Genomic DNA, 22,741 nt, shown 5'->3' with positions numbered 1-22,741 from the left:
ATGAGTGATGTTTCATTTGTCCGCACGGAAATGTTGCCGGAACAAGCACCACCCGCATCCGAGGTCGGTGTGCTGGGATGGATCAAGCATAACCTGTTCTCAAGCTGGCTGAACGCAATCCTTACGCTCATCTCGCTGTATTTCATCTACTATGTGCTCTCCAACATTCTGGCTTGGACGTTCCAATCCGTTTGGAATGCCAATTCACTGTCGGAATGTCGTGAGATCATGATGGCGACCTGGGGTGATACTCATGGTCATGCCTGCTGGGGCGTGATCAAGGACCGGTGGCTGCAGTTGCTCTACGGGTTTTATCCACCTTATCCGGCGCATCCGGACGCAACGTGGTCTAATCCGCCTGAATCGGGCGGCTGGCCGGCCTATTTCCGGCCGAACCTGACTTTCATCCTGTTGCTGGTTGCGATTGCGCCGGTGTTGTTCACCAAAGTGCCGCGCAAGCTGTTGATTGTGACGGCGGCTTATCCGTTCCTTCTGCCTTGGCTGATGTGGGGCGGGTCGATCTGGGGACCGCTGATGGTCGCTGCCGGGTTCGCCATCGGTTATCTCGCCTACAAGGTTGTGCTTCCAATGGCGGGGTCCCTGACGGCGTTAATCCTTGCAATCGGGCTGCCCATTCTGTGGTGGTTGTTTGCTGCTGGCGCAGTTGCTGACGCGGTCAACTCTGTCATTCCAATTGGTATAGCGACTGTCGAAAGCCGCGACTTTGGCGGTTTCATGCTGGCGATCCTGCTGGGCGTTGTGGCCATTGGTGTCTCGTTGCCGATCGGCATCGTTCTGGCACTCGGCCGTCAGTCGGATCTGATGATCGTCAAATACCTGTGCGTGGGCTTCATCGAGTTCATCCGCGGTGTGCCGCTGATCACGCTGCTGTTCGTGGCCTCACTGCTGCTGAACCTGTTCCTGCCGCCGGGCACCAATTTTGACATCATCTTGCGGGTGATGATCATGATGACCCTGTTCTCGGCCGCCTATATGGCCGAGGTAATCCGGGGTGGTCTGGCTGCCCTGCCACGCGGTCAGTACGAAGGGGCTGACAGTCTGGGCCTGAACTACTGGCAGGCGCAGCGGTTGATCATCATGCCGCAGGCGCTGAAAATCTCGATCCCGGGCATCGTGAGTACGTTCATCGGTATCTTCAAGGATACGACACTGGTTTCGATCATCGGTCTGTTCGACGTGATCGGTCTGACCAACGGCATCCGCGCCGATACCGCCTGGAACGGCGTCTACTGGGAACTGTTTGCCTTTATCGGCGTTCTGTTCTTCGTCGTCTGCTTCTCCATGTCCCGTTATTCCATGTATCTGGAGCGCAAGCTTCAGACTGGCCACCGTTAAGGAGTTCAACACATGTCTGAACTTGCAATTGAACGCGAAATCGACCGCTCGAAAATGCAGGTGAGCGACGAGGTCGCCATCGAAATCACCAACATGAACAAGTGGTACGGGTCGTTCCATGTGCTTCGTGACATCAATCTGACCGTCAATCAGGGCGAGCGGATCGTGATCGCGGGGCCTTCGGGGTCGGGTAAGTCTACCCTAATCCGCTGCCTGAACGCGCTGGAAGAACACCAGCAGGGCACGATCGTGGTAGACGGGACCGAGCTGTCGAATGACCTGAAGAACATCGACAAGATCCGGTCCGAGGTTGGCATGGTGTTCCAGCACTTCAACCTGTTCCCGCACCTGACCATTCTGGAAAACTGCACGCTGGCCCCAATCTGGGTGCGCAAGACGCCTAAGAAAGAGGCTGAAGAGCGCGCGATGCATTTCTTGGAAAAGGTGAAAATCCCGGATCAGGCGCTGAAATATCCCGGCCAGCTATCGGGTGGTCAGCAGCAGCGTGTGGCGATCGCCCGCTCGCTGTGCATGATGCCGCGGATCATGTTGTTCGATGAACCGACATCGGCCCTTGACCCCGAGATGATCAAAGAGGTGCTCGACACCATGATCGAACTGGCCGAGGAAGGCATGACCATGCTGTGCGTGACCCATGAGATGGGCTTTGCCCGTCAGGTCGCCAACCGCGTGATCTTTATGGATGCCGGTCAGATCGTGGAACAGAACGAACCGGAAGAGTTCTTCAACAACCCGCAGAGCGAACGGACCAAGCTGTTCCTCAGCCAAATTTTGGGGCACTGATCCAAGCGAAACGAAAGAAAAGGCGGGGTTTTACCCCGCCTTTTTTCATTCCAGCAGCTCACGCGGAATGACAAACCCCTGCACGTCGCCGCTGTGCCAGCGGGCATGCGCCCAGTCGTGGATATCGAACCGGATCACGGTCGTGGCGCAGGTGGGGTAGTCGTGGAACCGGGCGTGGTCGGGGGCTTGCCTGACGAGACGGCTGGCAAAGGCAGCAATGCCGGGGTTGTGCCCCAACATCAGCACGGTGGGTTCTGTGGCGCCTGACAGCTCATTCAGCATGCTCTCGGGGGCCGCATGATAGAGCGCGCGGTGGAAACACACCTTGTCCGCCTGCAATCCCATCCGATCCCAGGTTTCACGCGTGCGGGTCGAGGTCGAACTCAGCACCTCATCCGGCAGCCAGCCGTGTTCACGCAGCCACTCGGCAATCGCTGTTGCTGACTTACGCCCGCGCTTGTTCAGTGGGCGGTCGTGATCATTAAGTGCCGGGCTGTCCCAACTCGATTTCGCGTGGCGGGTCAGGATCAGGGTGCGGGTCATGACGGGTGAAACGCTCTCATATGGTGGGCGGATTGATCCGGGTCGCGCTCTGCACCTGCGCTCAGCGGGCAGGACAGCCGGGCTATGCAGCCGCCGGTCATGCAGGTTTCCCCTTCTGGGGTGGATAGATGAGTGTGGCAGGCTGCGACGTCATAAAAGTTTCGGGTGTTTAATGCTTCGACCGGGCAGGATGTTGCACAGGGCGCCGGGCATTCCGTGCAAGGCGAGGTGCTATTGCTTTCGGGGATGTCGAATACCCGTGCGAAATGCAGTGCCCCTCGAAACGAGATCATCATGCCCACAGTGTCATGCACCAGCGCCCCTACCGGGCTGCTGAAGGTGCGACCGGATTTTAACGCCCAATCGATGAATGGTGCGTAAGGCGGTCCGCCGAACGGAAAATATGCCTGCGCACCCAGATCCTGTGCCATTTGCCCAATGACGCGACTGGACCAACGGTCCACAGGGTCGGGCTCTGACCATTCCGGCGACGCCTTCAAGACGGGCCAGAAAGCCGAACCTGCGCCTAAAAGGACCAGAGTTCCCCCGTCCAGGCCCTTGGCACCGCTTTTTCGCGGATGTGTCGAGCCCATGACGATTAGGCCCGCTTGATGCGCAGCGCGCATTACCCAGCCATAGCTGATTGCTGCTGCGTAAGAGGAGGGTGGTGGATGTCCGGTCATCTCTCCTCCACAGGCTGTGGGTCAGTCGGGGCGGATCAGTGACCCGGCACCGTGCTCTGTGAACAGCTCCAGCAGCACCGCATTGGGCGCGCGACCGTCCAGAATAACCACGGCGCGGACACCGCTGTGCAGTGCGTCCAGAGCCGTTTCGGTCTTGGGGATCATCCCGCCCGCAATGGTGCCGTCCATGGTCATTTCGCGGATCTGACCTGCTTTCAACTCGGTCACAACTTCACCGCCTGCGTTCTTCACGCCCGAGACATCCGTCAGCAGCAGAAGCCGGTCTGCCTTTAGGGCGGAGGCAATGGCTCCGGCGGCGGTGTCACCGTTGATGTTGAAGGTCTCGCCGTCCTTGCCTGCCCCCAAGGGTGCAATTACCGGGATCACATCATGCGAGAACAGGTTGTGCAGGATGGCCGGGTCCATCTCGGACGGAGAGCCGACAAACCCAAGCGACGGATCGGCCTGATCGCAGACAATTAGGTTTGCGTCCTTGCCTGACAGGCCCACAGCTTTACCACCCTGGCCATTGATCGCCTGCACGATGCGCTTGTTCACGAGGCCGGACAGAACCATCTCGACCACCTCAACGGTGGCTTTGTCGGTCACGCGCTTGCCGTTCACAAACTCGGACTGGATATCCAGCTGATCCAGCATCGCATTGATCATCGGACCGCCACCATGCACGATCACCGGGTTCACTCCGACCTGACGCATAAGGACTACGTCGCGGGCAAAGCTTTCCATCGCTTCGTCGCTGCCCATGGCGTGGCCGCCCAGTTTGATGACGACAATCGCGCCGTCATAACGCTGCAAGTACGGCAAGGCGCTGTTCAAGGTGGCGGCGGTGGCGATCCAGTCCCGGTTCATATCTCTTGTCTTCATGGCTTAGGTCCCTTTGACGTTCCGTGTTAGGGCCTTTGCGCGGTGCTGCCAAGGGGCAAGCTATTCCAGATGCGCGATGATCGAACGAAGAGTGGGTATGCCGTCGCCTTTTTCAGACGAGGTCAGCACGATTTCCGGGAAAGCCGCCGGGTGTTTGGACAACGCGCCGCGCACCTGTTCCAGCACCTTTTCGCGCTCCTTGGCCTTGACCTTGTCGGCCTTCGTCATCACGCATTGAAAGGTCACGGCGCTGGTGTCCAGAAGCTTCATGATCTCGGCATCGACCGGTTTCACCCCATGGCGCGAGTCGATCAGGACAAAGGCCCGGCGCAGGGTTTGACGGCCGCTCAGGTACTGTTTCAGCAGCCGTTGCCATTTTTCCACCACCTTTACCGGCGCGTTGGCATAGCCATAGCCGGGCAGGTCCACCAGATAGAGCTCCGGGCCTTGGGTGAAGAAGTTGATTTCCTGCGTGCGGCCCGGCGTGTTCGAGGCGCGCGCCAGACCCTTGGTGCCGGTCAGCGCGTTGATCAGGCTGGATTTTCCCACGTTCGAGCGGCCTGCAAAGCAGACCTCCAGCCGGTCGGGCGCGGGCAGGCCGTTCATGGCGACCACGCCTTTGACGAACTCGGATTCGCCTGCAAACAGCTTGCGACCACGCTCGGACGCGAATTCATCCGGGTCTTCAGCCAAAGGGAAGGGGAGGGTGCTCATAGCAGTTCTACCTTGTCGCCAACCGAAATTGCGCCGCCTTTGATGACCTCGGCATAGACACCAAAGTCCTTGTGGCCCCAGGTTTCCAGCGCGCCCAGAGTATCTGCGTCGCGTGCGCCTGTTTCCGGGTTGGCCGTGGTCGCCAGACAGCGGGTGATGCGGTCACGGACACGGAACACAGCTTCGCCGATCTGAAGCTCGCGGCCCAGCCAGTCGAATTCCTCCCACAGCGGCATACCATCAAACCAAACATTGCCGCGCCAGCGGTGGATGGACAGGTCTTGTCCTAGCTTTTGTCCAACCGCGCGATGAGACGCTATGTTGCAAAGGCTGATTGAGGGGAAGTCGCTGTCGGTCATACCGCGCCCGGGAACCCGGATGATCCGCGCTGAGGCGGCCCGATCTGCGGGCATCAGGGGTTTGACCCAGTCCAGAAACGCTTGAGGCTCGCGGTCGGGTGCAAAACTCAGGTCCGGGCGGTCCGGGTGGTACAGGGTCAGGGTTTCACCGTTGGACCGGGCCGAGATTGCCATCAATTGCGGCGCCTTCGCTCCGCGGCTGAAATTGGCGCACGGCACCCATTCCGAGCCGTCCGCCTTGGACGCCTCATGCGCAACCGCCCAAACGCGATCCCCGGGCATGGTCTGCCCGGGGATCACGGTTACGGTTTCGACGGCTTCCCGACCATGGCTTTTGATCGGGTGCCGCCAAAGCTGGGTTACTTCAGCATTCATTTGTCATCCGTTTTCGGCGTGCGCTTGAAACTGGACTTGATGTTGCCGAACACATCCGGCGTATAGCCCTGGCTGCGCATGATCAGGTACTGCTGGGTGAATGTGATCGTGTTGTTCGCGATCCAGTACACTACCAGCCCGCTGGCAAAACCGCCCAGCATGAACATGAACACCCACGGCATCCATGCAAAGATCATTTGCTGCGTCGGATCAGTTGGTGCCGGGTTCAGTTTCTGTTGCAGCCACATCGAGATACCCAGCAGCAACGGCAGGATACCGATGAAGATCAACGCCATGAAGCTTTCCGGCGCCGGGGCCGCCCAGGGCAGCAGGCCGAAGAAGTTGAAGATCGAGGTCGGATCCGGCGCGCTGAGGTCCTGGAACGGGCCAAACCACGGCGCCTGGCGCAGTTCGATCGTGACGAAGATCACCTTATACAGCGAGAAGAAGATCGGGATCTGCATCAGGATCGGCAGACAGCCCGCAGCGGGGTTCACCTTTTCCTTCTTGTACAGCTCCATCATGCCCTGCTGCATCTTCTGACGGTCGTCGCCAGCAGCCTCTTTCAGGGCCTCCATCTGCGGCTGCAGTTCTTTCATCTTCGCCATCGAGACGTAGGACTTGAACGCCAACGGGAACAGGATCGCCTTGATGATCAGCGTCAGGCCGATGATGGACCAGCCCATGTTGCCGATCAGCGCGTTAATATTGTGCAGCAGCCAGAAGATCGGCTTGGTCAGGAAGAAGAACCAACCCCAGTCGATGCTGTCGATGAATTTCTGGACGCCTTCCTTCTGGTATTCTCGGATGGTTTCCCATTCCTTGGCACCAGCAAACAGCTGCGTAGTGACCTCTTCCGTCGCGCCCGGGGCAACGGTCAGGGTCGGCAGAACCGTTTCGGTCTGATAAATCTTGCGGCGCGCGTCATATTTCGCAGCAGCCTTGAAGGCGGTTCCCGGCTCGGGGATCAGCGTGGTCATCCAGTAATGGTCGGTGAAGCCGATCCAGCCGTCTTCCTTGACCTGATAGACCTCGGCCTGCGCGCGTTCGTTCGGATCGATGTCAAAGTCACGGACATCTCCATAGTCGATCTCGGCCAGCGTGCCGTCGGCCATGCCGATTACGCCTTCGTGCAGGATGAAGAAGTTCTTGAGATCAGGCAGATCGCCATCCTCGCCAATCCCGTGGCGGGCCAGAATGCCATAAGGGGCCATTCCAACTTCGGATTGCGAGTTGTTTTCGACAGACTGCGTGACCGAGAACATATAGTCTTCGTCCACGGAAAGCGTGCGGCGGAACGTCAGACCTTTGTCATTATCCCATTTCAGGGTGATCGGAGTGTCGACGCCCAGGATCTCACCCTGCTCGACGGTCCAGAGCGTGTTCGGGCCGGGTACATCTGCACCAGCAACACCAGCGCCCGGAGCCCAGCCATAGAGAGCATAGTAAGCCGATTCCGATCCGACCGGGGACAGTAGCTCTACAATCGGTGCGCCTTCTTCGATCGAGACCTTGTAGTCCTTCAGGAACAGCTCATCGATGCGGCCACCCGACAGCGACAGACTACCCTTCAGGCGAGGCGTGTCGATCTCGACCCGCGGAGCCTGCTCCTCGGGCAATGTCTCTTCAGCGGCGGTTGTCGCTTCACCAACAGTGCCTGTGCCGGCCGCGCTGGGCGTCTGAACCTCATTGCCATCAACGGCTGCAATCTCGGACTCTCCGGGCACGGTTGTCTGTTCCGGCGGGGGGAACAGCACGAACCAAACAAGGATCACGACAAAGCTGAGCGCGGTTGCAAGGATGAGATTCTTGTTCTGATCGTCCATCGGGGACAGCCACCTTAAGCAGTGAAATACACCCGGTGGGTTCAACAGAGTGCAGGCCCAAAGGTCAAGCGGAATCGCCTGTCAATTCGTCACGGATCGCGTTTCTGTGGCGTAAATTCGCGATTACTGGCCTGTCTTGCGCCCGATCTTCGGCATTCCGTTGACCTTGTTCTGATGTGCCGCAACCCAGTCCAGCGTCTTTTCAAACGGCATTGGCTTGCCAATCCCGAACCCCTGAACATGATCGCATCCCAGTTGCGCCATGAGGGCATGTTCGCCCAGCGTCTCAACCCCTTCGGCCAGCGTTTCGACTTTCAGCCGCTCGGCCATGGTCAGGATGGCGCTAACCAGTTGCTGTTGGCTGGCGTCGCGATCTGCCTTGGCAACAAAGGACCGGTCGATTTTGATCCGCGAGACATTGAACCGCTTTATCGACGCGATCGAGGCATGCCCGGTACCGAAATCATCCAGATCAATGCAGCAACCCAGTTTGGACATGCTGGTCACGTTGCGGGTGATTACGTCATCAGGTCGACGCGAAAACACGGTTTCCAGAATTTCGACCGCCAGCCGGTCGGGTGTCAGGTCATTCTGGTCCAGCTCCCATTTCAGCCGGTCGATCAGGGCCGGGTCGCGCAGCTCGTCGGAGGAGAAATTTACTCCGATCCGGGGGACCACGATCCCGGCGCGATCCCAGTCACGCATTGCCGCAAAAGCGTGGTGCCGCATCGCCTGGCCAAGTTTCTCCATCAGTTCAGCCTGTTCGGCAAAGGGCAGGAATACCTGCGGGCTCAGCACTCCCTTTTGTGGGTGCTCCCAGCGGGCCAGGGCCTCGAAACCCGTAACACGCCCTGTATCGGTTGAAATCTGGGGTTGGTACCACGGGCGGATCTCGCCGTTGTCCAGTGCCGCCTCGAACTCTTTTCGCAGATTGGCGCGAATGCGCGACCGACGCTGCGTTTCGTTGGAGAAAGCGCGAATGGTGGAGGGTCCGTTCCGTTGCGCCTCACCCAATGCCGCTGAGGCGGCGTCGATCCAATCTTCGTAGGGGCCATCCGCCGCGCCGGACAGCTGGCTGAACCCGATCGAGCAGGACACATACACCCCCGTGCCGTTGAGCGTGAAGGGTTCCTCAACAACCGCCTGAATGCGCCCGGCCATCTGAATGCAGGCCTCAAGATCCAGATGGGTCGAAGGCTGCAGGCCGATGGCGATCTTGTTCTGATCCAGCCGAGTTACGATGTCCTGCGTGCGGACGACTGAAAGGATGCGGCGGCCGAACTGTTCGGCCAGATGATCGGCGGCGGCGTTGCCGTGAAGGTCAATAAACTCAGGGAAGTCGTCCAGCGCAACGAGGATGCAGGCCGAATCTGCCCCGCCGGGCGCGTATGTTTTGAAAATACTCTCAAGTTCCGAAGCAAAGACGTCGATCGCCATTATGCCGCCAGGAGGGTTGCGCCGTTGCCGCTGTCGGTCGGACTGGGCGTCAAACGTGGCGGCCCCCAGAAAAACCAGTGGCAGGCAAAGGGCGGATATTACCAGCGCCCGTTCCCCGCCGATCCAGAATGCCGCCAGGCTAATTGCCGGGATGAAAGCCAAAGCGGCCGGGCCGCTCAAAACCGAAGTAAGAGCATAAAGAACGCGTTCGACTGTGAGACGTTTCCACATCGGTTTTCCGGACCCCTACGTTTTGGCATAGCACGTATGGGGCAACCGTAGAAAACCAATCTGAGTCAGACGTTAACGCAATAGCGGAATTTCATCCGAATTTTCGTCTTTTTTGGTAGGGTTTAGCGCGAGACCCTGGAAATCGAACAGTTTCGGGTCCAGCAGGTGCGAGGGCCGTGCGTTGGTCAGGGCTCGGAACATCACCTGACGTCGGCCGGGGCTGTTTTTTTCCCACTGGTCCAGAATTTGTTTTACCTGCTGGCGTTGCAGCCCGTCCTGACTACCGCATAGATCGCAGGGAATGATGGGATAGTTCATCGAGTTCGCGAATTTCGCGCAGTCGGCCTCGGCCACATGAGCGAGGGGGCGGAAAACAAACAGATCGCCTTCTTCGTTCACCAGTTTTGGAGGCATCGTGGCCAGACGGCCGCCGTGGAACAGGTTCATGAAGAACGTTTCAAGGATATCGTCTCTGTGGTGGCCCAGAATCACGGCGCTGCAGCCTTCCTCGCGCGCGATCCGGTACAGGTTACCCCGGCGCAGGCGTGAACACAGGGCACAATAGGTGCGGCCCTGCGGAACCTTATCCATCACGACGGAATAGGTGTCCTGATACTCGATCCGGTGGGGCACGCCCATGCGTTCAAGGAATTCGGGCAGGACAGTAGCTGGGAAACCGGGTTGCCCCTGATCCAGGTTACAGGCCAGCAGATCGACCGGCAGAAGGCCGCGCCATTTCAACTCATAGAGAACCGCCAGCAGGGTATAGCTGTCTTTGCCGCCCGACAGGCATACCAGCCAGCGGGGCGGCTTACCCTCCTTGTCATGGACGGACGGGTCCACCATCCCGTACTGCTCGATGGCCTCGCGGGTCTGGCGTACAATGCGTTTGCGCAGCTTCTTGAACTCGGTGGTCGAGGGTGCGCCAGCAAAGAGCGGGTGGATATCATCAGCTTCGTCAAACATGCGCAGCCCCTACAGCAGTTGACGCAACCGGGCAAGGGGACGGGTCAGCCAAGGCGCGCCACTAGGGCGTCTATGTCTAGGCCTGTAACCGATCCGGGGATGCGCCCGCGGTCGCTGGAAAGGCGCGTTGCGACGAACCCATCCGCCACTGCGCCGGGCGCGTGACGCAGCAGTTGTGAAGCGGTGAGCAGCAGCGCCGTACGCTCGACAAACCAGCGTGCCTCGGCCTCGGGCGGAAGGTCCGGCCAACGATCGCGATACGTCCTCAGGGCTGCATCATAGGCGCGATTTGTGCCCGCTGCGACGTCCAGTTCCGCCTGCAGCGCGTCCTTAGCCAGCGGCTCACGGCTTAGGGTGCGCAGGATGTCGAGGCAGATGACGTTGCCTGACCCCTCCCAAATGCCGTTCAGAGGGGCTTCGCGGTAGAGCAGGGGCAGGGGGGTATCCTCGACATAGCCTATGCCGCCCAGCACCTCCATCGCTTCGGCCAAGACCACGGGGCAGAGTTTGTTGTTCAGGAATTTGGCCAACCCAACGCTGATCCGCGCAAAGGCCTTGTCTTCGGCGGTTTGGCTGTCAAAGGCCTGCGCCACGCGCATTCCCAACGTCAGCGCACCTTCCCAATCCAGCACCAGGTCGGCCAACACTGTGCGCATCAGCGGCTGGTCGATCAATCGGCGCTGGAATGCACTGCGGTGAGTGACCCAATGATGCGCCTCGGATAAAGCGGCGCGCATCAGGCCGGCGGGGGCCATGGCAGTGTCCAGCCGCGTGTGGTGCACCATTTCAATGATTGTGTGCACGCCTGCACCTTCGTCGCCCAACTGATAGGCCAGCGCGTCGTGGTACTTGATCTCGGCCGAGGCATTGGACCTGTTGCCCAGCTTGTCCTTCAACCGCATCAGGTGGATGGCGTTTCGTTCGCCTTCCAACCAGCGAGGGACAAGGAAACAGGTCAGCCCGCCCGGTGCCTGCGCCAGAGTCAGGAAACCATCCGACATAGGGGCCGAGCAGAACCATTTATGCCCGCGCAACCGCCAGTGATCCCCATCCCGTGAGGCGGTGGTGCTATTGGCCCGCACGTCCGAGCCGCCCTGCTTCTCGGTCATGGCCATGCCGAGTGTGGCGCTGGTCTTCTCGGCCACGGGCCTTATCGTCTGGTCATATGAGCGCGCCGTAAGCTTGGGGCGCCAGACCGAGGCGAGGTCTGTATTTGCGGCAAGGGCAGGAATAGCCGCATAGGTCATGGTCAGCGGGCAGCAATGACCCGGCTCTACTTGGCTAGCCATATAGATCATTGCAGCATGGGTCGCATGACCTCCGGGCTGCCCGTCCCATGGCAGGGCGGCAAGTCCGGCAGATTGGCTGGTCTGCATCATTTGGTGGTAGGAAGGGTGAAAGCGCACCTCGTCCAGACGCCTGCCGCCAGCATCGAACTGCTTCAAATCCGGCGTGTTCCGGTTCGCATCGCGCCCCAACTCACGGGTTTCAGCACGTCCCAGTTGTGCGCCATATGCCGCCAAAGGCGCGGATCGTCCTTCGGCGAAGCCAACCGTAGTGCGCAGAACCGGATCCGATGCCCACAGGTCGCAATCCCCGCGCGCGGGCGGTTGGTTCATGACCTGATGCGTGGGCTGCGTTTGGCGCGCGTCGGATACCATCTGGACCTCGGGCTGTGTGGGTCCAAGTGTTCAGCGCGGAATCTGATGGGTCAAGTCTGACGAGGGGTCACACAGAATCGTCGCACTTGCAGTCGGGTACCGGATCGTACCCATCACCGCCCCACGGATGGCAGCGCCCGATCCGCCGTGCCGCCAGCCATGCGCCTTTGAATGCACCGTGTTTTTCCAACGCCTCCAGCGCATAGGCCGAGCATGTGGGCTGATAACGGCAGTTGAACCCGACCCAGGGGCTAAAGACCAGCCGATAGGCCCTAACGGGCAAGGCAAGGATATGCGCCAGCAGGGTCATTTCCGCGGCGCGTGCACTTTGCGCAGGGCATAGCGCAGGTCGTCCAGAAGCGCTTCGAACGGGCGTGCGGAGGTGACCTCGGCGCGACCGATCAGGACGTAGTCCCATCCGTCCTGCCCCTGAAAGGGCAACACAGCACGCGCAGCTTCGCGCAGGCGTCGCTTGGCGCGGTTGCGGGCCACGGCATTGCCGACCTTTTTAGAACAGGTGAAACCTACGCGAATCCCCGGTGCTTCGTCCGAGGCGCGTTTACGAGCCTGCACCATCATTGACGCGGTGCCTTGCCGACGCGCGCGCGCGGCTTTCAGGAAATCGGACCGATTTTTGAGGACGGTCAAAGTTTCAGGCGCGCAAACGGACGCCGCCGGGGGCGTATCCCCGGGGTGGTTCTTACCATCCACAGGGGCCTCCGGCGGCGTCATGTTCATAACCTGATCGGTGAGCGGTTTACGCGCTCAGCGATTTGCGGCCACGTGCGCGGCGCGCGTTCAGGATCTTGCGGCCGGCCTTGGTGGCCATGCGCGCGCGGAAACCGTGGCGGCGTTTGCGAACCAGGTTCGAAGGCTGATAGGTGCGTTTCATCGCTCCGTCTCCAATCAATAGCGGTGGGGTGCGGCGCGGATTCGCCTGGCCCTAGTGTTCGAAGCCCGTCCTCTACTGGGAAGCGGGGGGTAAGTCAAACCCCTAGGTGGGGGTTTTATCCCCTTTTGCAACAATTCTGTAACCGCAGCAGGTAAAAGGTTTCAAAATCGCGGTTTTGACGCCCTAACCTCTCACATTCCCTGCCGTAAAGATCAAGGCCGCGTGAAGTCCCTGTTGCATGGGCTTTGGACGGCGCATGTTGGGGGCAGAATGAAACGCACAAAACCGGATAGCCTCATGAGCGACACAACTCAGGCCCCGCGCAACGCGCTTGCGCGCCATATCCCCTTGCTGGTGATTCTTGCCGTGGCAGCGGCGGGCTTCTTTACGCTGGGTGACTACCTGACCTTCGAGACGTTGCGCGACAACCGCGAGGCCCTCTTGGCGTGGCGGGACGCCAACTATTGGTCCATGGTGATGGCTTTTGTGGCAATTTATATCGTCATTGTCGCCTTTTCGTTGCCGGGCGCGGCCGTCGCGTCGATGACAGGCGGATTTCTGTTTGGCCTGTTCGCGGGCACCGTTTTCAACGTGTTTGCGGCCACCATCGGTGCCTCGGCCATCTTTTTGGCGGCGCGCTGGGGGTTGGGCGAATCCCTGACCGCGCGGCTGGAATCGTCGGAAGGTACTATCAAGAAACTCAAGGATGGCTTGCGCGAGAATGAAATCTCGGTCTTGTTCCTGTTGCGCCTTGTGCCGGTCGTGCCTTTCTTTGTGGCCAATCTGGTGCCTGCGCTGGTGGGGGTGAAATTCCGCAACTTCCTGATCACCACGGTGCTGGGCATTATTCCCGGTGGAATCGTCTACACATGGATCGGCGTGGGTCTGGGCGGCGTGTTCGACCGGGGCGAAACGCCGGATGTCTCTTTGTTGTGGGAGCCTTTCGTCATCGGCCCGATCCTAGGCTTGTGCGTGCTGGCGGCTCTGCCAATAGTTATCAAAGCTTTGCGCGGCAAAAAGGACGCCTGATCTCATGCAAGAGTTGAAAACCGATATCCTGGTGATAGGGGCCGGGTCGGGCGGCTTGTCCGTGGCCGCTGGGGCCAGCCAGATGGGAGCCGATGTGATCCTGCTGGAAGGCCACAAGATGGGCGGCGATTGCCTGAACTTTGGCTGTGTGCCTTCCAAGGCGCTGATTGCCAGCGGCAAGGCTGCCTATGGGCAGGCGCATTCCGCCGCGCTGGGCGTTGCCGATGTGGTGCCGCATGTGGACTATGCCGCCGCCAAGGATCATGTTCATGACGTTATCGCCCAGATCGAACCGATGGATAGCCAGCAGCGGTTCGAAGGGTTCGGGGTCAAGGTGATCCGCGAATATGGCAGCTTTGTCTCTCCCAATCAGGTGCAGGCTGGGGATCACCTGATCACCGCGCGGCGCGTTGTGATTGCGACCGGCTCATCGCCTTTGGTTCCGCCCATCCCGGGGCTGGAACAAGTGCCGTATTACACCAACGAGACCATCTTTGATCTGCGCGAAAAGCCCGAGCATCTGTTGATCATCGGCGGTGGCCCCATTGGCATGGAAATGGCGCAGGCTCATATCCGTCTGGGCTGCGAAGTGACAGTGATCGAAGGCCTGCAGGCGCTGGGCAAGGATGATCCCGAAGCGGCCGAAATCGTGTTGGACACGCTGCGGGCCGAGGGTGTGGCGATCCATGAACAGGCCATGGTCGCCCAGATTCGTAACAATAAGGACCTGGTCGAGGTCGTGACCGAAAACGGAGACATCTACACCGGCTCGCACCTGCTTCTGGCTGCCGGGCGAAAGGCTAATACGGACCGCCTGAACCTGCAGGCCGCGGGGATCGAACCGAGCCGCACCGGGATCAAGGTGGATGAGACTCTGCGCACCACGAACCGCAAGGTCTATGCCATCGGCGACGTGGCGGGTGGGCTGCAATTCACCCATGTGGCCGGATATCACGCCGGAATCATCATCCGGTCCGCTCTGTTTGGCCTGCCGTCCAAGGCGAAAACGGCACATATCCCCTGGGCCACCTATACCGACCCGGAACTGGCGCAGGTCGGTCTGACCGAGGCGGAGGCACGTGCGCAGCACGGGGAAAAACTCGAAGTCGCGCGCTTTGACTACCACCATAACGACCGTGCGATATCCGAGCGCAAGACGAAAGGCTTCATTAAGGTCATGGTCATAAAAGGCCGTCCCGTGGGGGCTACAATCGTGGGTCATCAGGCGGGCGAACTGATCAACTTGTGGTCGCTGGTGCTGGCCAATAACCTGAAGATGGGGCAGATCGCCGCGATGGTTTCGCCCTATCCGACGATCGGAGAGCTTAACAAACGGGTGGCGGGTGCCTATTTCTCGCCAAGGCTGTTTGAGAATCAAACGGTTAAACGCGTGGTCCGGTTCGTCCAGCGCTGGATGCCCTGACCGGGAAGGGAGAGCTTAGTGAACTCGCTGTCGGGCCGATTTCTGATCCTGACGACGGTCTTCGTGATGTTGGCCGAAATCCTGATCTTTGTCCCCTCGATCGCACGGTTTCGCGAAGACTTCCTGCTGAACCGGCTTGAACGCGCCCAGATCGCCTCATTGGCGTTGCTTGCTGATGACATGCTTGCCGATGATCTTGAGGCCGAACTGCTGGCCAATGCTGGCGTCTATAACGTGGTGCTGCGGCGGGACGAGGTGCGTCAGCTGATGCTGTCGTCTCCTATCCCTGAACAGATTACCAAGACTTATGACCTGCGCGATGCAGGGCCATGGATATTGATCCGGGACGCCATGGCGCGCCTGTTCACGCCGGAGAACGAGGTTATTCGCGTGATCGGGGAGCCGGTCAAAGGCGCGGGGCTGCTGATCGAGGTCACCATAGACAGTATGCCATTGCGGATGGCGATGACCGACTATGGCCTTCGCATTCTGGGCCTGTCATTTGTCATCTCGATCATCACAGCCTTTTTCCTGTTTCTCGCGGTGCGGGTTGTGCTGGTAAAGCCGATCAAGGGTGTGGTTGGCTACATGCAGCGTTATGCAGGTGCCCCCGAGGATGCGCGTGGAATAATCTCTCCCAATTCCAAGGTGACCGAGCTGCGCGAGGCGGAGGAAGCCCTTCAGCAGCTGCAGACCGAACTGACACAGGCCCTGAAACAACGCGAGCGGCTGGCACAGTTGGGCGGTGCGGTGGCCAAGGTCAGCCACGACTTGCGTAACATCCTGACCTCGGCGCAATTGTTCACCGACCGGATCGAAGCCAGCGATGATCCGTTGGTGCGCCGTATGGCACCGAAATTGGTGAACTCGATCACTCGCGCGGTGTCCTTGTGCGAAAGTACACTGGCTTTTGGCCGTGCCGAGGAACCGGCACCAACCCTGACCATGGTGCCTCTGCGCGACGTGGCCGAGGACGTGGTGGCCAGCGAGAAGCTGGCCGTCGCCGATGCCTGCATCGAGATCGTGAACGAGGTGCCCGAAGACCTCGTGGCCCGTGCAGATCCGGAACAGATTTTCCGCGTGATGATGAACCTTGTGCGCAATGCCCGTCAGGCGTTGGTGGCATCGGGCCAGCCGGGCAAGATCACGATCGCAGGGTGCGTTCACGAGAATGACTGGTGTGTCGAGATCAAGGACAACGGCCCCGGCCTGCCGCCCAAAGCGCGCGAGAATCTGTTCACAGCATTTCAGGGTGGCGTGCGTAAAGGTGGCTCGGGTCTTGGTCTGGCGATCTCGCAGGAATTGGTGCGCGGACATGGCGGAGATTTGGTTCTGGCCGAGACCGGACCCGAAGGAACAACCTTTGAAATCCGCCTTCCGAAGGGCGGCGTGAATTTTTGATTTTTTTTTGAAGAATCGACTTGCACGTCTTTGGAGGTAGGTCTACATAGCGCCTCACCAACGCGGACCGATAGCTCAGCTGGATAGAGTACTTGACTACGAATCAAGGGGTCGGGGGTTCGAATCCTCCTCGGTCCGCCATTGGTTTCCTTGTAAGGCGACACACAGTTCTGTCACCAGCGACAGAACCTTGCCATTTTCGCCTCACTTCCTTCATCCAGCACCTAGACAGATTTCACTGATCCTGACTTCCTTTTGGGAAAATTGGGGTTGATTTGCAGATCAGACGCCGAAGGCGCCTGTTCCTGCTGATCTGCCACGTGGCGAACGCGGATGGGGGCGAGGCAATGCTATTCGACAATAGTGGCGCGGCCTGCAGGCGCAGCCGAGGACATGGTGTTTTCTAATAGGGTTGCCCGAGGGGCAAGGCAGCGCCTTACCCCTGATGGCCAGGGGCGTTTGGCTTGCCCAAATCCCGCTGGCCCACGAAAGGAAAGCGGCGCGACGCAAGTTAGCCATCATTGGCGATCATCTAATTCCCTTATAGCGAAAAGTGACATTCGGCCCTTAGCTGTCGTTCGACCTTGATCACCGTCGCTGCGGTGCGGCCCGTCGGACCTGCCGTTCGCTGCATGCGCAAAACCAGAGACCGGCTGAACTCACGCGGTGCGGAGTTAGCTGACTTTGACATTGACACAACGAATGGCTGCTTCGCCTTTTCAACCGGGTATTTCAGGTTCTATCATCGGATGGTTTCGGCAAAAATGACTTCGTTGAATACTTCGATGTCTTGCCCCATAGAACTGGACCAAAATGGACCGCAGAACCTTCACTAGCTTGTCTGCCGCATCGCTTCTCTGCGCTCCCCGCCGGATTTCGGCCCGGCAATTGCAACATGTCACGATTATTGGGGCAGGCAGCGCAGGACTGACAGCGGCTTATCACTTATCAAACGCAGGTATCCAAGTTCAAGTTCTGGAATCCGCGAACGACTGGGGAGGTCGCATCAAACGCTTGTCTGGCTTTGCGGATGTACCTCTCGATCTAGGGGCGGAGTGGATACACGACGATCCCAGTGTTTTGGGGCGCATCGTGGGGAAGGGCAAAACTGATCTGGGTGTCAGGACAATCGACTACAGACCCCAGACTTATCAGTTCTGGCACAAAGATCAGTTGAACGATTTCAATGCGCTTCGGAACTTCTATCATGAGGTCAAGTTCTACGACACAACTTGGTACGGATTTTTTGAAAGGTTCATTTTACCAACTGTCAAAGAAAACATAGCCTTGGGCGCTACGGTCACGCAAGTCGCGGTGCATGGCATGCGCCTATCTGTTAGGCTCAGCGATGGTCGAAGCCTTGAGACAGACAAGGTACTGGTCACGGTCCCGTTGTCGGTTCTTCAACGTGGACTGATCACATTTTCAAACCAGCTCACGCCTCCAGACATGGCTGCACTTCAGGACATCGTATACGGCTCTGGTTTCAAAGCATTCCTGAGGTTCAATCAACGCTTCTACCCAGATATATTGTTTGAAGGTTCTCGTGCCAGCGTACTGGCCGACACATGGGCGGAAAAAATCTACTACGACGCTGCCTTTGGCAAACCAACCCGCCAGAATATCCTGGGTCTGTTTTCAGTCTCAGAAGGGCCAACACGTCGGTCAGCTCTTGGTGAGGAAGCATTGATCGATGACATCCTTACTGAGTTAACCAAAATGTTCGGCAGCGTTGTCAGGGAAACCTATGTCGGAGGCGTGGTCCAGAATTGGAGCGCGGAGAGCCACATTCTTGGCAGCTATTCGATGGAGAATAACAGCGACTATGATGTTTATGATATCCTCAAACCCGTGGCGGGTAAGGTGTTTTTTGCTGGAGAAGCATTGGGAGGAAACGAGCAATCTACAGTTCAAGGTGCAGCGTTTTCCGCTATCTCGGCTGCGAGCAAATTACTTGAATAGTCGGGCGCAGATTGGCCAGCATAACCGACATTCAAGTACTGTGTAGCATCCGACGCTTTGGGTTCGGAGCAGACATTCGTGAGTTCACACGGTAGGCGGGTATGGCGGTTACACCAGAAAAAGGAAGGGGTATTGGTCACCGCAATAGCCGTTTCCAAGCTCTGACTAACTGCCTATCATATCAACACTAAAGTGATGGGTGGAGCGAGGGGCTGGACGAGGGGGTAAAAGCCAGCCCCACAATCCTGGGGGTTTGCGGAGTTGTGTTTGTGGCTGCTCCGTTAACCTAAACCTATTGAACTATGCGGGTCCGCGAAATTGGGGTTTCCCCGTATGAGCTAGAATTAATCTACTAGACACATTTCAGACAGAGCTGGCAGATACCAAGAGGACGCGGCGCGCCTTGAGAGGATTAGCGGTTTCAATGAGGGGGTACGAGTTGGGCGCGTCGTGCTGTTTCTCCCAAAGAACAAGTTCGGGTTGCGCGGCGATGTGCCGGGCAGATTCATGGGTACATTTCAGCCAATAGTCTTCCGCCCGATGCCTTCCGGCAGTTGCAGGAAGCCCAAGACAATTGGGCACGGGAAAGAGTAGCAGCACGAGTGATCTCTGAGTCTGTAGACGACGAACAGGAACAATTATGGGCTACTGGAAGGGTTTAAGGTTGTGGTTAGTAGTCGTCGCCAACTTGGGATACGCGGGGTGGTCGGTTAGCGCGGGTGATGCTCTGAGCGCCGCCTTGTTTGCCGCCATTGGCGCATTCTCAGCAGCAATCCTTTTATATAGGTGGATTTGGGCCATTAATGACGAGGACGCGGAGATGCGCTTCGGTAGGTTTTGGCGCAAAGTCAACAAATAGGAGGCGGTGTCCGCTATGCGGATTCAGCCTCCATTCGGTTCTGCGGCTTCGTTCGCGCAGCATATGTTCGCACACGCGGCGCGCCCATCGCTGCGACGCAGTGCACGTCGCCGAACCGGTCATTGAAGTGTATCGATTTCGCCCGAATTGAGATCGCGGCTTCGCCGCAACCTGATCGGATCATCGATACGCGGGACAAAACGTTCCTTTGCCTCGTTTAATGCTTGGATACTTGCTCCAAACAAATGCCTGCGTCCTTATACTCGTAGGTTTAGTTGGTGAACCGTTTGCGCCAAAGATTTCATTTAAAATCAATGGAAAGAAATTCCTTTCAATTTTTTAAGGTCTCTGAAAGGGCGGTTAAAACTTCCGGCAGTCTACGAACCGGTGGTTGTCTGGTGACGAGGCGAGGGTCTTATGCTGAGTTCTGTATTATCGGTTTTGGCTGGCGTTCTTTTTGAACTCGGACATTTGTGGCCCGCATTCTTTATGGGGCTGGAAAGTGTATTGACCATTTCAGCAAACACAGCCCAATACTTGGCCCTTGCCTGCGTCGCCGCCCTAAGTTTTTTGCGCAGAGGCCAGGATCACTCTCGCGACCAAAGAACAGCAGTTCCGAAGGTGACATCATATCCCAAGTGTCACGCTCGTCGGAGGGCAAGTGACCTCCCTTGTTTGGATGATACATTAGTTGATCAGCTGTTTCTTCATGCCCAAGCAGTTCGAAGTGACAGACACCTAGTCCGACATTCCTCCTCTACGATCACAGCGAGAATTGGTTAGCAAATGTCGAGATCCAAAAGTGATGGAGTGTCTGTGTTGGCCAGAATTAGCGAGAGGTTTGGCCTGGTTCAAAAGCACGTCATTACCATCCCACCTGCAAACAACAGCACTCGTCCAAGCAATCAAACGTACGGTGCGCGTCAGATTAACAGTTCAAAGGTCAAAAAGGAGCCAAACATGTCGTTGGACATTTCTAAATTAAGTGAAATCAAAGGTCTTCTGGGGGCGTGTCTCGTCGACACTGATACAGGCCTTACTTTAGGCACAGAAGGCGGCTCCAAGTTTGATCTTGATACCGCGGGCGCAGCTAATGTTGAAGTCGTCCGTGCCAAATTACAGGCAATCGAAGCTTTGAAACTTAACGATACCATCGAAGACATTCTGATCACGCTTGGTAAGCAGTTCCATCTGGTCCGCCCACTGGACAAAAACCCAAATATTTTTGTGTATGTCGCGTTGGACAAGAAGGCCGCCAATCTGGGTCTCGCCCGTTTGCAAGTGAAAGCCGTTGAAGAAACGCTGAGTCTCTAGTCTGCAACGATATGCCAAATGGACTTGGCCATCTCACTATGGCTGAGTTTTTTAGACGCGCATTAGTAGCTGAAAGAAGCAAGTCCAGCGGTTTAATCGGAGGTCATGAAATGAAAATACTCGTCGCAGAAGACGACAAGAAGACCGCCGACTTTGTTAACTCAGGGCTGAAGTCAAACGGCTTCAGTGTAGAGTGGTACGTTGATGGTCGGGATGCCCTGTCATATTGCTTGTACAATGAATGTGACGCCGTAGTCTTGGACCGTATGTTGCCAGGAATGGATGGTCTTTCCGTTCTCAAGGCCCTGAGGGCTGCGAAAAAACAGACCCCGGTTCTGTTCCTCACATCAATGGGAGACGTTCAAGATAGAGTAGAAGGCTTGACCGAAGGCGCAGATGACTACTTGATTAAGCCTTTTCATTTTTCAGAACTCCTGGCGCGCTTGAACAGCATTATCAGACGACAACCGTCCTGCAATGCCACAACGGAGCTTCAAGTCCACGATCTTTCAATGGATCTGCTCAGCAGGGTAGTGAAACGGCAAGACGTTATAATTGACTTGTTGCCTCGTGAATTCGCACTGTTGGAAGTTTTGATGCGAAATACAGGGCGGATCGTGACGCGCGCTATGCTTTTGGAACAAGTCTGGGACTACAATTTTGACCCGAACTCGACCGTGATTGAAACTTATGTCAGTCGCCTTAGGTCGAAGATCGACAAGCCTTTTGAGACGCCCCTATTGCACACGTCACGAAATATTGGGTACAGCCTTCATGGGCCGCGCTAGCATTTTCTGGTTAGCGACGTTTCGAACTGCTTGTAGCGCGGCGTTGATCTTCTGGGTTATCACTTTCGCCTTTGGATGCGCTGCCTACCTAACACCGGAAAACAGGCTCCGCTCTGACCTCCTTCACCAAATCTTCGACGAAGAGCTTCAGCTTCATGAGAGTGCGCTGGACGATGGTTCAGACGCAGTTCAGCGTGCAATTGAACATCTCTTCTATCCAAATCGAACTAGGCTTCACGTAGTCGCGCCGGTCGGCCAGAGCTGCTCAACTTTTGCTGGATCAATTGCGAATGGGCTCACCCTATCGCTTGCGAACGCCGTCGCGAAGCGGCACGGCGCAACAATCACCGAGGAAAGAAATAAACAAGGCCTGCAGGTGTGTGCGAGCTTTGAGAAGCCGTGGATTCCGGCCTGAACACAGGCGGGAGAACTATCCAGCTTAGAACTCTGACCTTCACTTGAACCACCCAAATCTGAAAGCTCAACCTTTTAATCGGAAACACAATGATGAAGAATGCAATATTCCTAATGGCACTCTTGCCAGCGAGTGCAGCGTTAGCCGACGAAACAAAATTCCAATGCACGTCAGAAACCAACGGAGAAGTAATCGAGGTTTTTCAGGATATCGACCTCTCGGAAGCGCGACTGATAGTACAGGATACTGAAGGTGTGGCTTCTGTCGCACACGGCCTGGACGGCGTAACATTCATCCACATCAAGCCCGACGAAGTCTGGACGTTGGTACTCCACTTTCCAACGATGACCTATGAGTTGTCCACGCACGGAGCGACATCAATCGAAGATCACGGACATTGCACTAAGGGTGGATGATCACTGCAAATCGCTGGTTGTTCACTGGAGTAGACCGCGAAACCCTTTCAAAAATGTAAGGTTGGTGAAAACCCGCTGGCAAGATCACCCTGCAGAAGATGCCGTCAGGTTCGGAAATGAAGCCAAATACTCGACTGAGGAAGCACTCGTAACCCTCCTTGAGGGTATTACCGGTGCCGTGAGGACACGGCCACTCACTCTTAAGCAAGCTTCCCTCAGTCAAAGCAACGCGCCCTTCCTCCCCCTCGGAAAGGCGCGTTGCAAGTTCACTCAATCCTGCATTTTGTCGCTACTTGAAACAGACGGTGAACTCGTTTTGTTCAATCTTTCAAAAGTAGCCCGTCGTGCGCAATCAAGTGCAGCCCCCAAGGATGTCAGCGTATTGACTTTACAAAACCGCGC

21 protein-coding genes and 1 tRNA gene are annotated in these 22,741 nt (G+C 57.5%); 10 read left to right on the top strand and 12 right to left on the bottom strand.

The genetic code is table 11. From position 1 onward, the window contains the following. Together ACXAGD_RS14220 and ACXAGD_RS14215 are read left to right on the top strand one after the other, a co-directional pair. Positions 1–1,356 carry an amino acid ABC transporter permease gene (locus tag ACXAGD_RS14220; protein WP_475211511.1) on the top strand — a complete coding sequence of 452 codons (1,356 nt, stop codon included), beginning with the start codon at positions 1–3 and terminating at the stop codon, positions 1,354–1,356. Positions 1,357–1,368: 12 nt separating this feature from the next. Next, entirely contained in the window at positions 1,369–2,160 is a 792-nt protein-coding gene (locus ACXAGD_RS14215) for an amino acid ABC transporter ATP-binding protein (protein ID WP_421596689.1), read from the top strand. A 45-nt stretch (positions 2,161–2,205) separates the two neighbouring features. On the opposite strand, the gene ACXAGD_RS14210 is transcribed toward ACXAGD_RS14215, so the two are convergent. From ACXAGD_RS14210 to rpmH, 12 genes are all read right to left on the bottom strand, one after another. Next, positions 2,206–2,703, bottom strand: coding sequence for a SixA phosphatase family protein (locus tag ACXAGD_RS14210; RefSeq protein WP_475211509.1), 498 nt, complete (start codon positions 2,701–2,703; stop codon positions 2,206–2,208). Continuing rightward, entirely contained in the window at positions 2,700–3,386 is a 687-nt protein-coding gene (locus ACXAGD_RS14205) for a ferredoxin (RefSeq protein WP_475211507.1), read from the bottom strand. The genes ACXAGD_RS14210 and ACXAGD_RS14205 overlap by 4 nt, the downstream gene beginning before the upstream one ends. A gap of 21 nt (positions 3,387–3,407) precedes the next feature. Beyond that, on the bottom strand, positions 3,408–4,271 hold the full coding sequence (gene argB, locus ACXAGD_RS14200; RefSeq protein WP_475211506.1) for an acetylglutamate kinase: 864 nt from the start codon (positions 4,269–4,271) through the stop codon (positions 3,408–3,410). Between the two features lie 60 nt (positions 4,272–4,331). Further along, entirely contained in the window at positions 4,332–4,985 is a 654-nt protein-coding gene (gene yihA / locus ACXAGD_RS14195; RefSeq protein WP_475211505.1) for a ribosome biogenesis GTP-binding protein YihA/YsxC, read from the bottom strand. Then, a complete protein-coding gene (locus ACXAGD_RS14190; protein ID WP_475211504.1) occupies positions 4,982–5,719 on the bottom strand; it encodes an MOSC domain-containing protein in 738 nt (245 codons plus the stop codon). Before ACXAGD_RS14190 ends, yihA begins: the two co-directional genes overlap by 4 nt. Continuing rightward, on the bottom strand, positions 5,716–7,545 hold the full coding sequence (yidC, locus tag ACXAGD_RS14185; RefSeq protein ID WP_475211503.1) for a membrane protein insertase YidC: 1,830 nt from the start codon (positions 7,543–7,545) through the stop codon (positions 5,716–5,718). The genes ACXAGD_RS14190 and yidC overlap by 4 nt, the downstream gene beginning before the upstream one ends. 123 nt (positions 7,546–7,668) lie before the next feature. Continuing rightward, complete coding sequence (locus ACXAGD_RS14180) at positions 7,669–9,213, bottom strand: putative bifunctional diguanylate cyclase/phosphodiesterase (RefSeq protein WP_475211502.1); 1,545 nt, start codon at positions 9,211–9,213, stop codon at positions 7,669–7,671. Positions 9,214–9,285: 72 nt separating this feature from the next. Continuing rightward, positions 9,286–10,179, bottom strand: coding sequence for a tRNA 2-thiocytidine(32) synthetase TtcA (gene ttcA, locus ACXAGD_RS14175; protein ID WP_475211501.1), 894 nt, complete (start codon positions 10,177–10,179; stop codon positions 9,286–9,288). Between the two features lie 44 nt (positions 10,180–10,223). Beyond that, entirely contained in the window at positions 10,224–11,798 is a 1,575-nt protein-coding gene (locus ACXAGD_RS14170; protein ID WP_475211500.1) for an acyl-CoA dehydrogenase family protein, read from the bottom strand. A 109-nt stretch (positions 11,799–11,907) separates the two neighbouring features. Continuing rightward, positions 11,908–12,150 (bottom strand): membrane protein insertion efficiency factor YidD, encoded by a 243-nt coding sequence (gene yidD / locus ACXAGD_RS14165; RefSeq protein WP_475211499.1) that lies wholly within the window; start codon positions 12,148–12,150, stop codon positions 11,908–11,910. Further along, positions 12,147–12,572 (bottom strand): ribonuclease P protein component, encoded by a 426-nt coding sequence (rnpA, locus tag ACXAGD_RS14160; protein ID WP_475211498.1) that lies wholly within the window; start codon positions 12,570–12,572, stop codon positions 12,147–12,149. The genes yidD and rnpA overlap by 4 nt, the downstream gene beginning before the upstream one ends. 25 nt (positions 12,573–12,597) lie before the next feature. Beyond that, positions 12,598–12,732, bottom strand: coding sequence for a 50S ribosomal protein L34 (rpmH, locus tag ACXAGD_RS14155; RefSeq protein WP_005980833.1), 135 nt, complete (start codon positions 12,730–12,732; stop codon positions 12,598–12,600). Between the two features lie 297 nt (positions 12,733–13,029). Here rpmH and ACXAGD_RS14150 point away from each other — a divergent pair, with 297 nt between their 5' ends. From ACXAGD_RS14150 to ACXAGD_RS14115, 8 genes are all read left to right on the top strand, one after another. Continuing rightward, complete coding sequence (locus ACXAGD_RS14150) at positions 13,030–13,761, top strand: TVP38/TMEM64 family protein (RefSeq protein WP_475211497.1); 732 nt, start codon at positions 13,030–13,032, stop codon at positions 13,759–13,761. Positions 13,762–13,765: 4 nt separating this feature from the next. Further along, positions 13,766–15,184, top strand: coding sequence for a dihydrolipoyl dehydrogenase family protein (locus tag ACXAGD_RS14145; RefSeq protein ID WP_475211496.1), 1,419 nt, complete (start codon positions 13,766–13,768; stop codon positions 15,182–15,184). Between the two features lie 18 nt (positions 15,185–15,202). Then, complete coding sequence (locus tag ACXAGD_RS14140) at positions 15,203–16,585, top strand: ATP-binding protein (RefSeq protein ID WP_475211495.1); 1,383 nt, start codon at positions 15,203–15,205, stop codon at positions 16,583–16,585. 64 nt (positions 16,586–16,649) lie between these two features. Continuing rightward, a tRNA-Arg gene (locus ACXAGD_RS14135) sits at positions 16,650–16,726 on the top strand. A 672-nt stretch (positions 16,727–17,398) separates the two neighbouring features. Continuing rightward, a complete protein-coding gene (locus ACXAGD_RS14130) occupies positions 17,399–18,547 on the top strand; it encodes a flavin monoamine oxidase family protein (protein ID WP_475211494.1) in 1,149 nt (382 codons plus the stop codon). Between the two features lie 1,819 nt (positions 18,548–20,366). Beyond that, positions 20,367–20,720, top strand: a complete 354-nt coding sequence (locus ACXAGD_RS14125) for a roadblock/LC7 domain-containing protein (RefSeq protein ID WP_475211493.1) — start codon at positions 20,367–20,369, stop codon at positions 20,718–20,720. 110 nt (positions 20,721–20,830) lie between these two features. Then, entirely contained in the window at positions 20,831–21,508 is a 678-nt protein-coding gene (locus tag ACXAGD_RS14120) for a response regulator (RefSeq protein ID WP_475212598.1), read from the top strand. A gap of 504 nt (positions 21,509–22,012) precedes the next feature. Beyond that, positions 22,013–22,339, top strand: a complete 327-nt coding sequence (locus ACXAGD_RS14115; RefSeq protein WP_475211492.1) for a hypothetical protein — start codon at positions 22,013–22,015, stop codon at positions 22,337–22,339. Positions 22,340–22,741: the final 402 nt, after the last annotated feature.

It is taken from the genome of Ruegeria sp. ABF4_144, assembly GCF_056160045.1.
This window is presented reverse-complemented; position numbering and strand designations above follow the sequence as displayed.

Bases quoted from the DNA above. Each gene is read 5' to 3' on its own strand.
- rnpA (WP_475211498.1), bottom strand. From the start codon at position 12,572: ATGACGCCGCCGGAGGCCCCTGTGGATGGTAAGAACCACCCCGGGGAT.
- ACXAGD_RS14125 (WP_475211493.1), top strand. From the start codon at position 20,367: ATGTCGTTGGACATTTCTAAATTAAGTGAAATCAAAGGTCTTCTGGGG.
- ACXAGD_RS14215 (WP_421596689.1), top strand. From the start codon at position 1,369: ATGTCTGAACTTGCAATTGAACGCGAAATCGACCGCTCGAAAATGCAG.
- ACXAGD_RS14130 (WP_475211494.1), top strand. From the start codon at position 17,399: ATGGACCGCAGAACCTTCACTAGCTTGTCTGCCGCATCGCTTCTCTGC.
- ACXAGD_RS14205 (WP_475211507.1), bottom strand. From the start codon at position 3,386: ATGACCGGACATCCACCACCCTCCTCTTACGCAGCAGCAATCAGCTAT.
- ACXAGD_RS14190 (WP_475211504.1), bottom strand. From the start codon at position 5,719: ATGAATGCTGAAGTAACCCAGCTTTGGCGGCACCCGATCAAAAGCCAT.
- ACXAGD_RS14120 (WP_475212598.1), top strand. From the start codon at position 20,831: ATGAAAATACTCGTCGCAGAAGACGACAAGAAGACCGCCGACTTTGTT.
- ttcA (WP_475211501.1), bottom strand. From the start codon at position 10,179: ATGTTTGACGAAGCTGATGATATCCACCCGCTCTTTGCTGGCGCACCC.
- ACXAGD_RS14170 (WP_475211500.1), bottom strand. From the start codon at position 11,798: ATGAACCAACCGCCCGCGCGCGGGGATTGCGACCTGTGGGCATCGGAT.
- ACXAGD_RS14220 (WP_475211511.1), top strand. From the start codon at position 1: ATGAGTGATGTTTCATTTGTCCGCACGGAAATGTTGCCGGAACAAGCA.
- yihA (WP_475211505.1), bottom strand. From the start codon at position 4,985: ATGAGCACCCTCCCCTTCCCTTTGGCTGAAGACCCGGATGAATTCGCG.
- argB (WP_475211506.1), bottom strand. From the start codon at position 4,271: ATGAAGACAAGAGATATGAACCGGGACTGGATCGCCACCGCCGCCACC.
- ACXAGD_RS14180 (WP_475211502.1), bottom strand. From the start codon at position 9,213: ATGTGGAAACGTCTCACAGTCGAACGCGTTCTTTATGCTCTTACTTCG.
- yidC (WP_475211503.1), bottom strand. From the start codon at position 7,545: ATGGACGATCAGAACAAGAATCTCATCCTTGCAACCGCGCTCAGCTTT.
- ACXAGD_RS14150 (WP_475211497.1), top strand. From the start codon at position 13,030: ATGAGCGACACAACTCAGGCCCCGCGCAACGCGCTTGCGCGCCATATC.
- yidD (WP_475211499.1), bottom strand. From the start codon at position 12,150: ATGACCCTGCTGGCGCATATCCTTGCCTTGCCCGTTAGGGCCTATCGG.
- rpmH (WP_005980833.1), bottom strand. From the start codon at position 12,732: ATGAAACGCACCTATCAGCCTTCGAACCTGGTTCGCAAACGCCGCCAC.
- ACXAGD_RS14145 (WP_475211496.1), top strand. From the start codon at position 13,766: ATGCAAGAGTTGAAAACCGATATCCTGGTGATAGGGGCCGGGTCGGGC.
- ACXAGD_RS14115 (WP_475211492.1), top strand. From the start codon at position 22,013: ATGATGAAGAATGCAATATTCCTAATGGCACTCTTGCCAGCGAGTGCA.
- ACXAGD_RS14210 (WP_475211509.1), bottom strand. From the start codon at position 2,703: ATGACCCGCACCCTGATCCTGACCCGCCACGCGAAATCGAGTTGGGAC.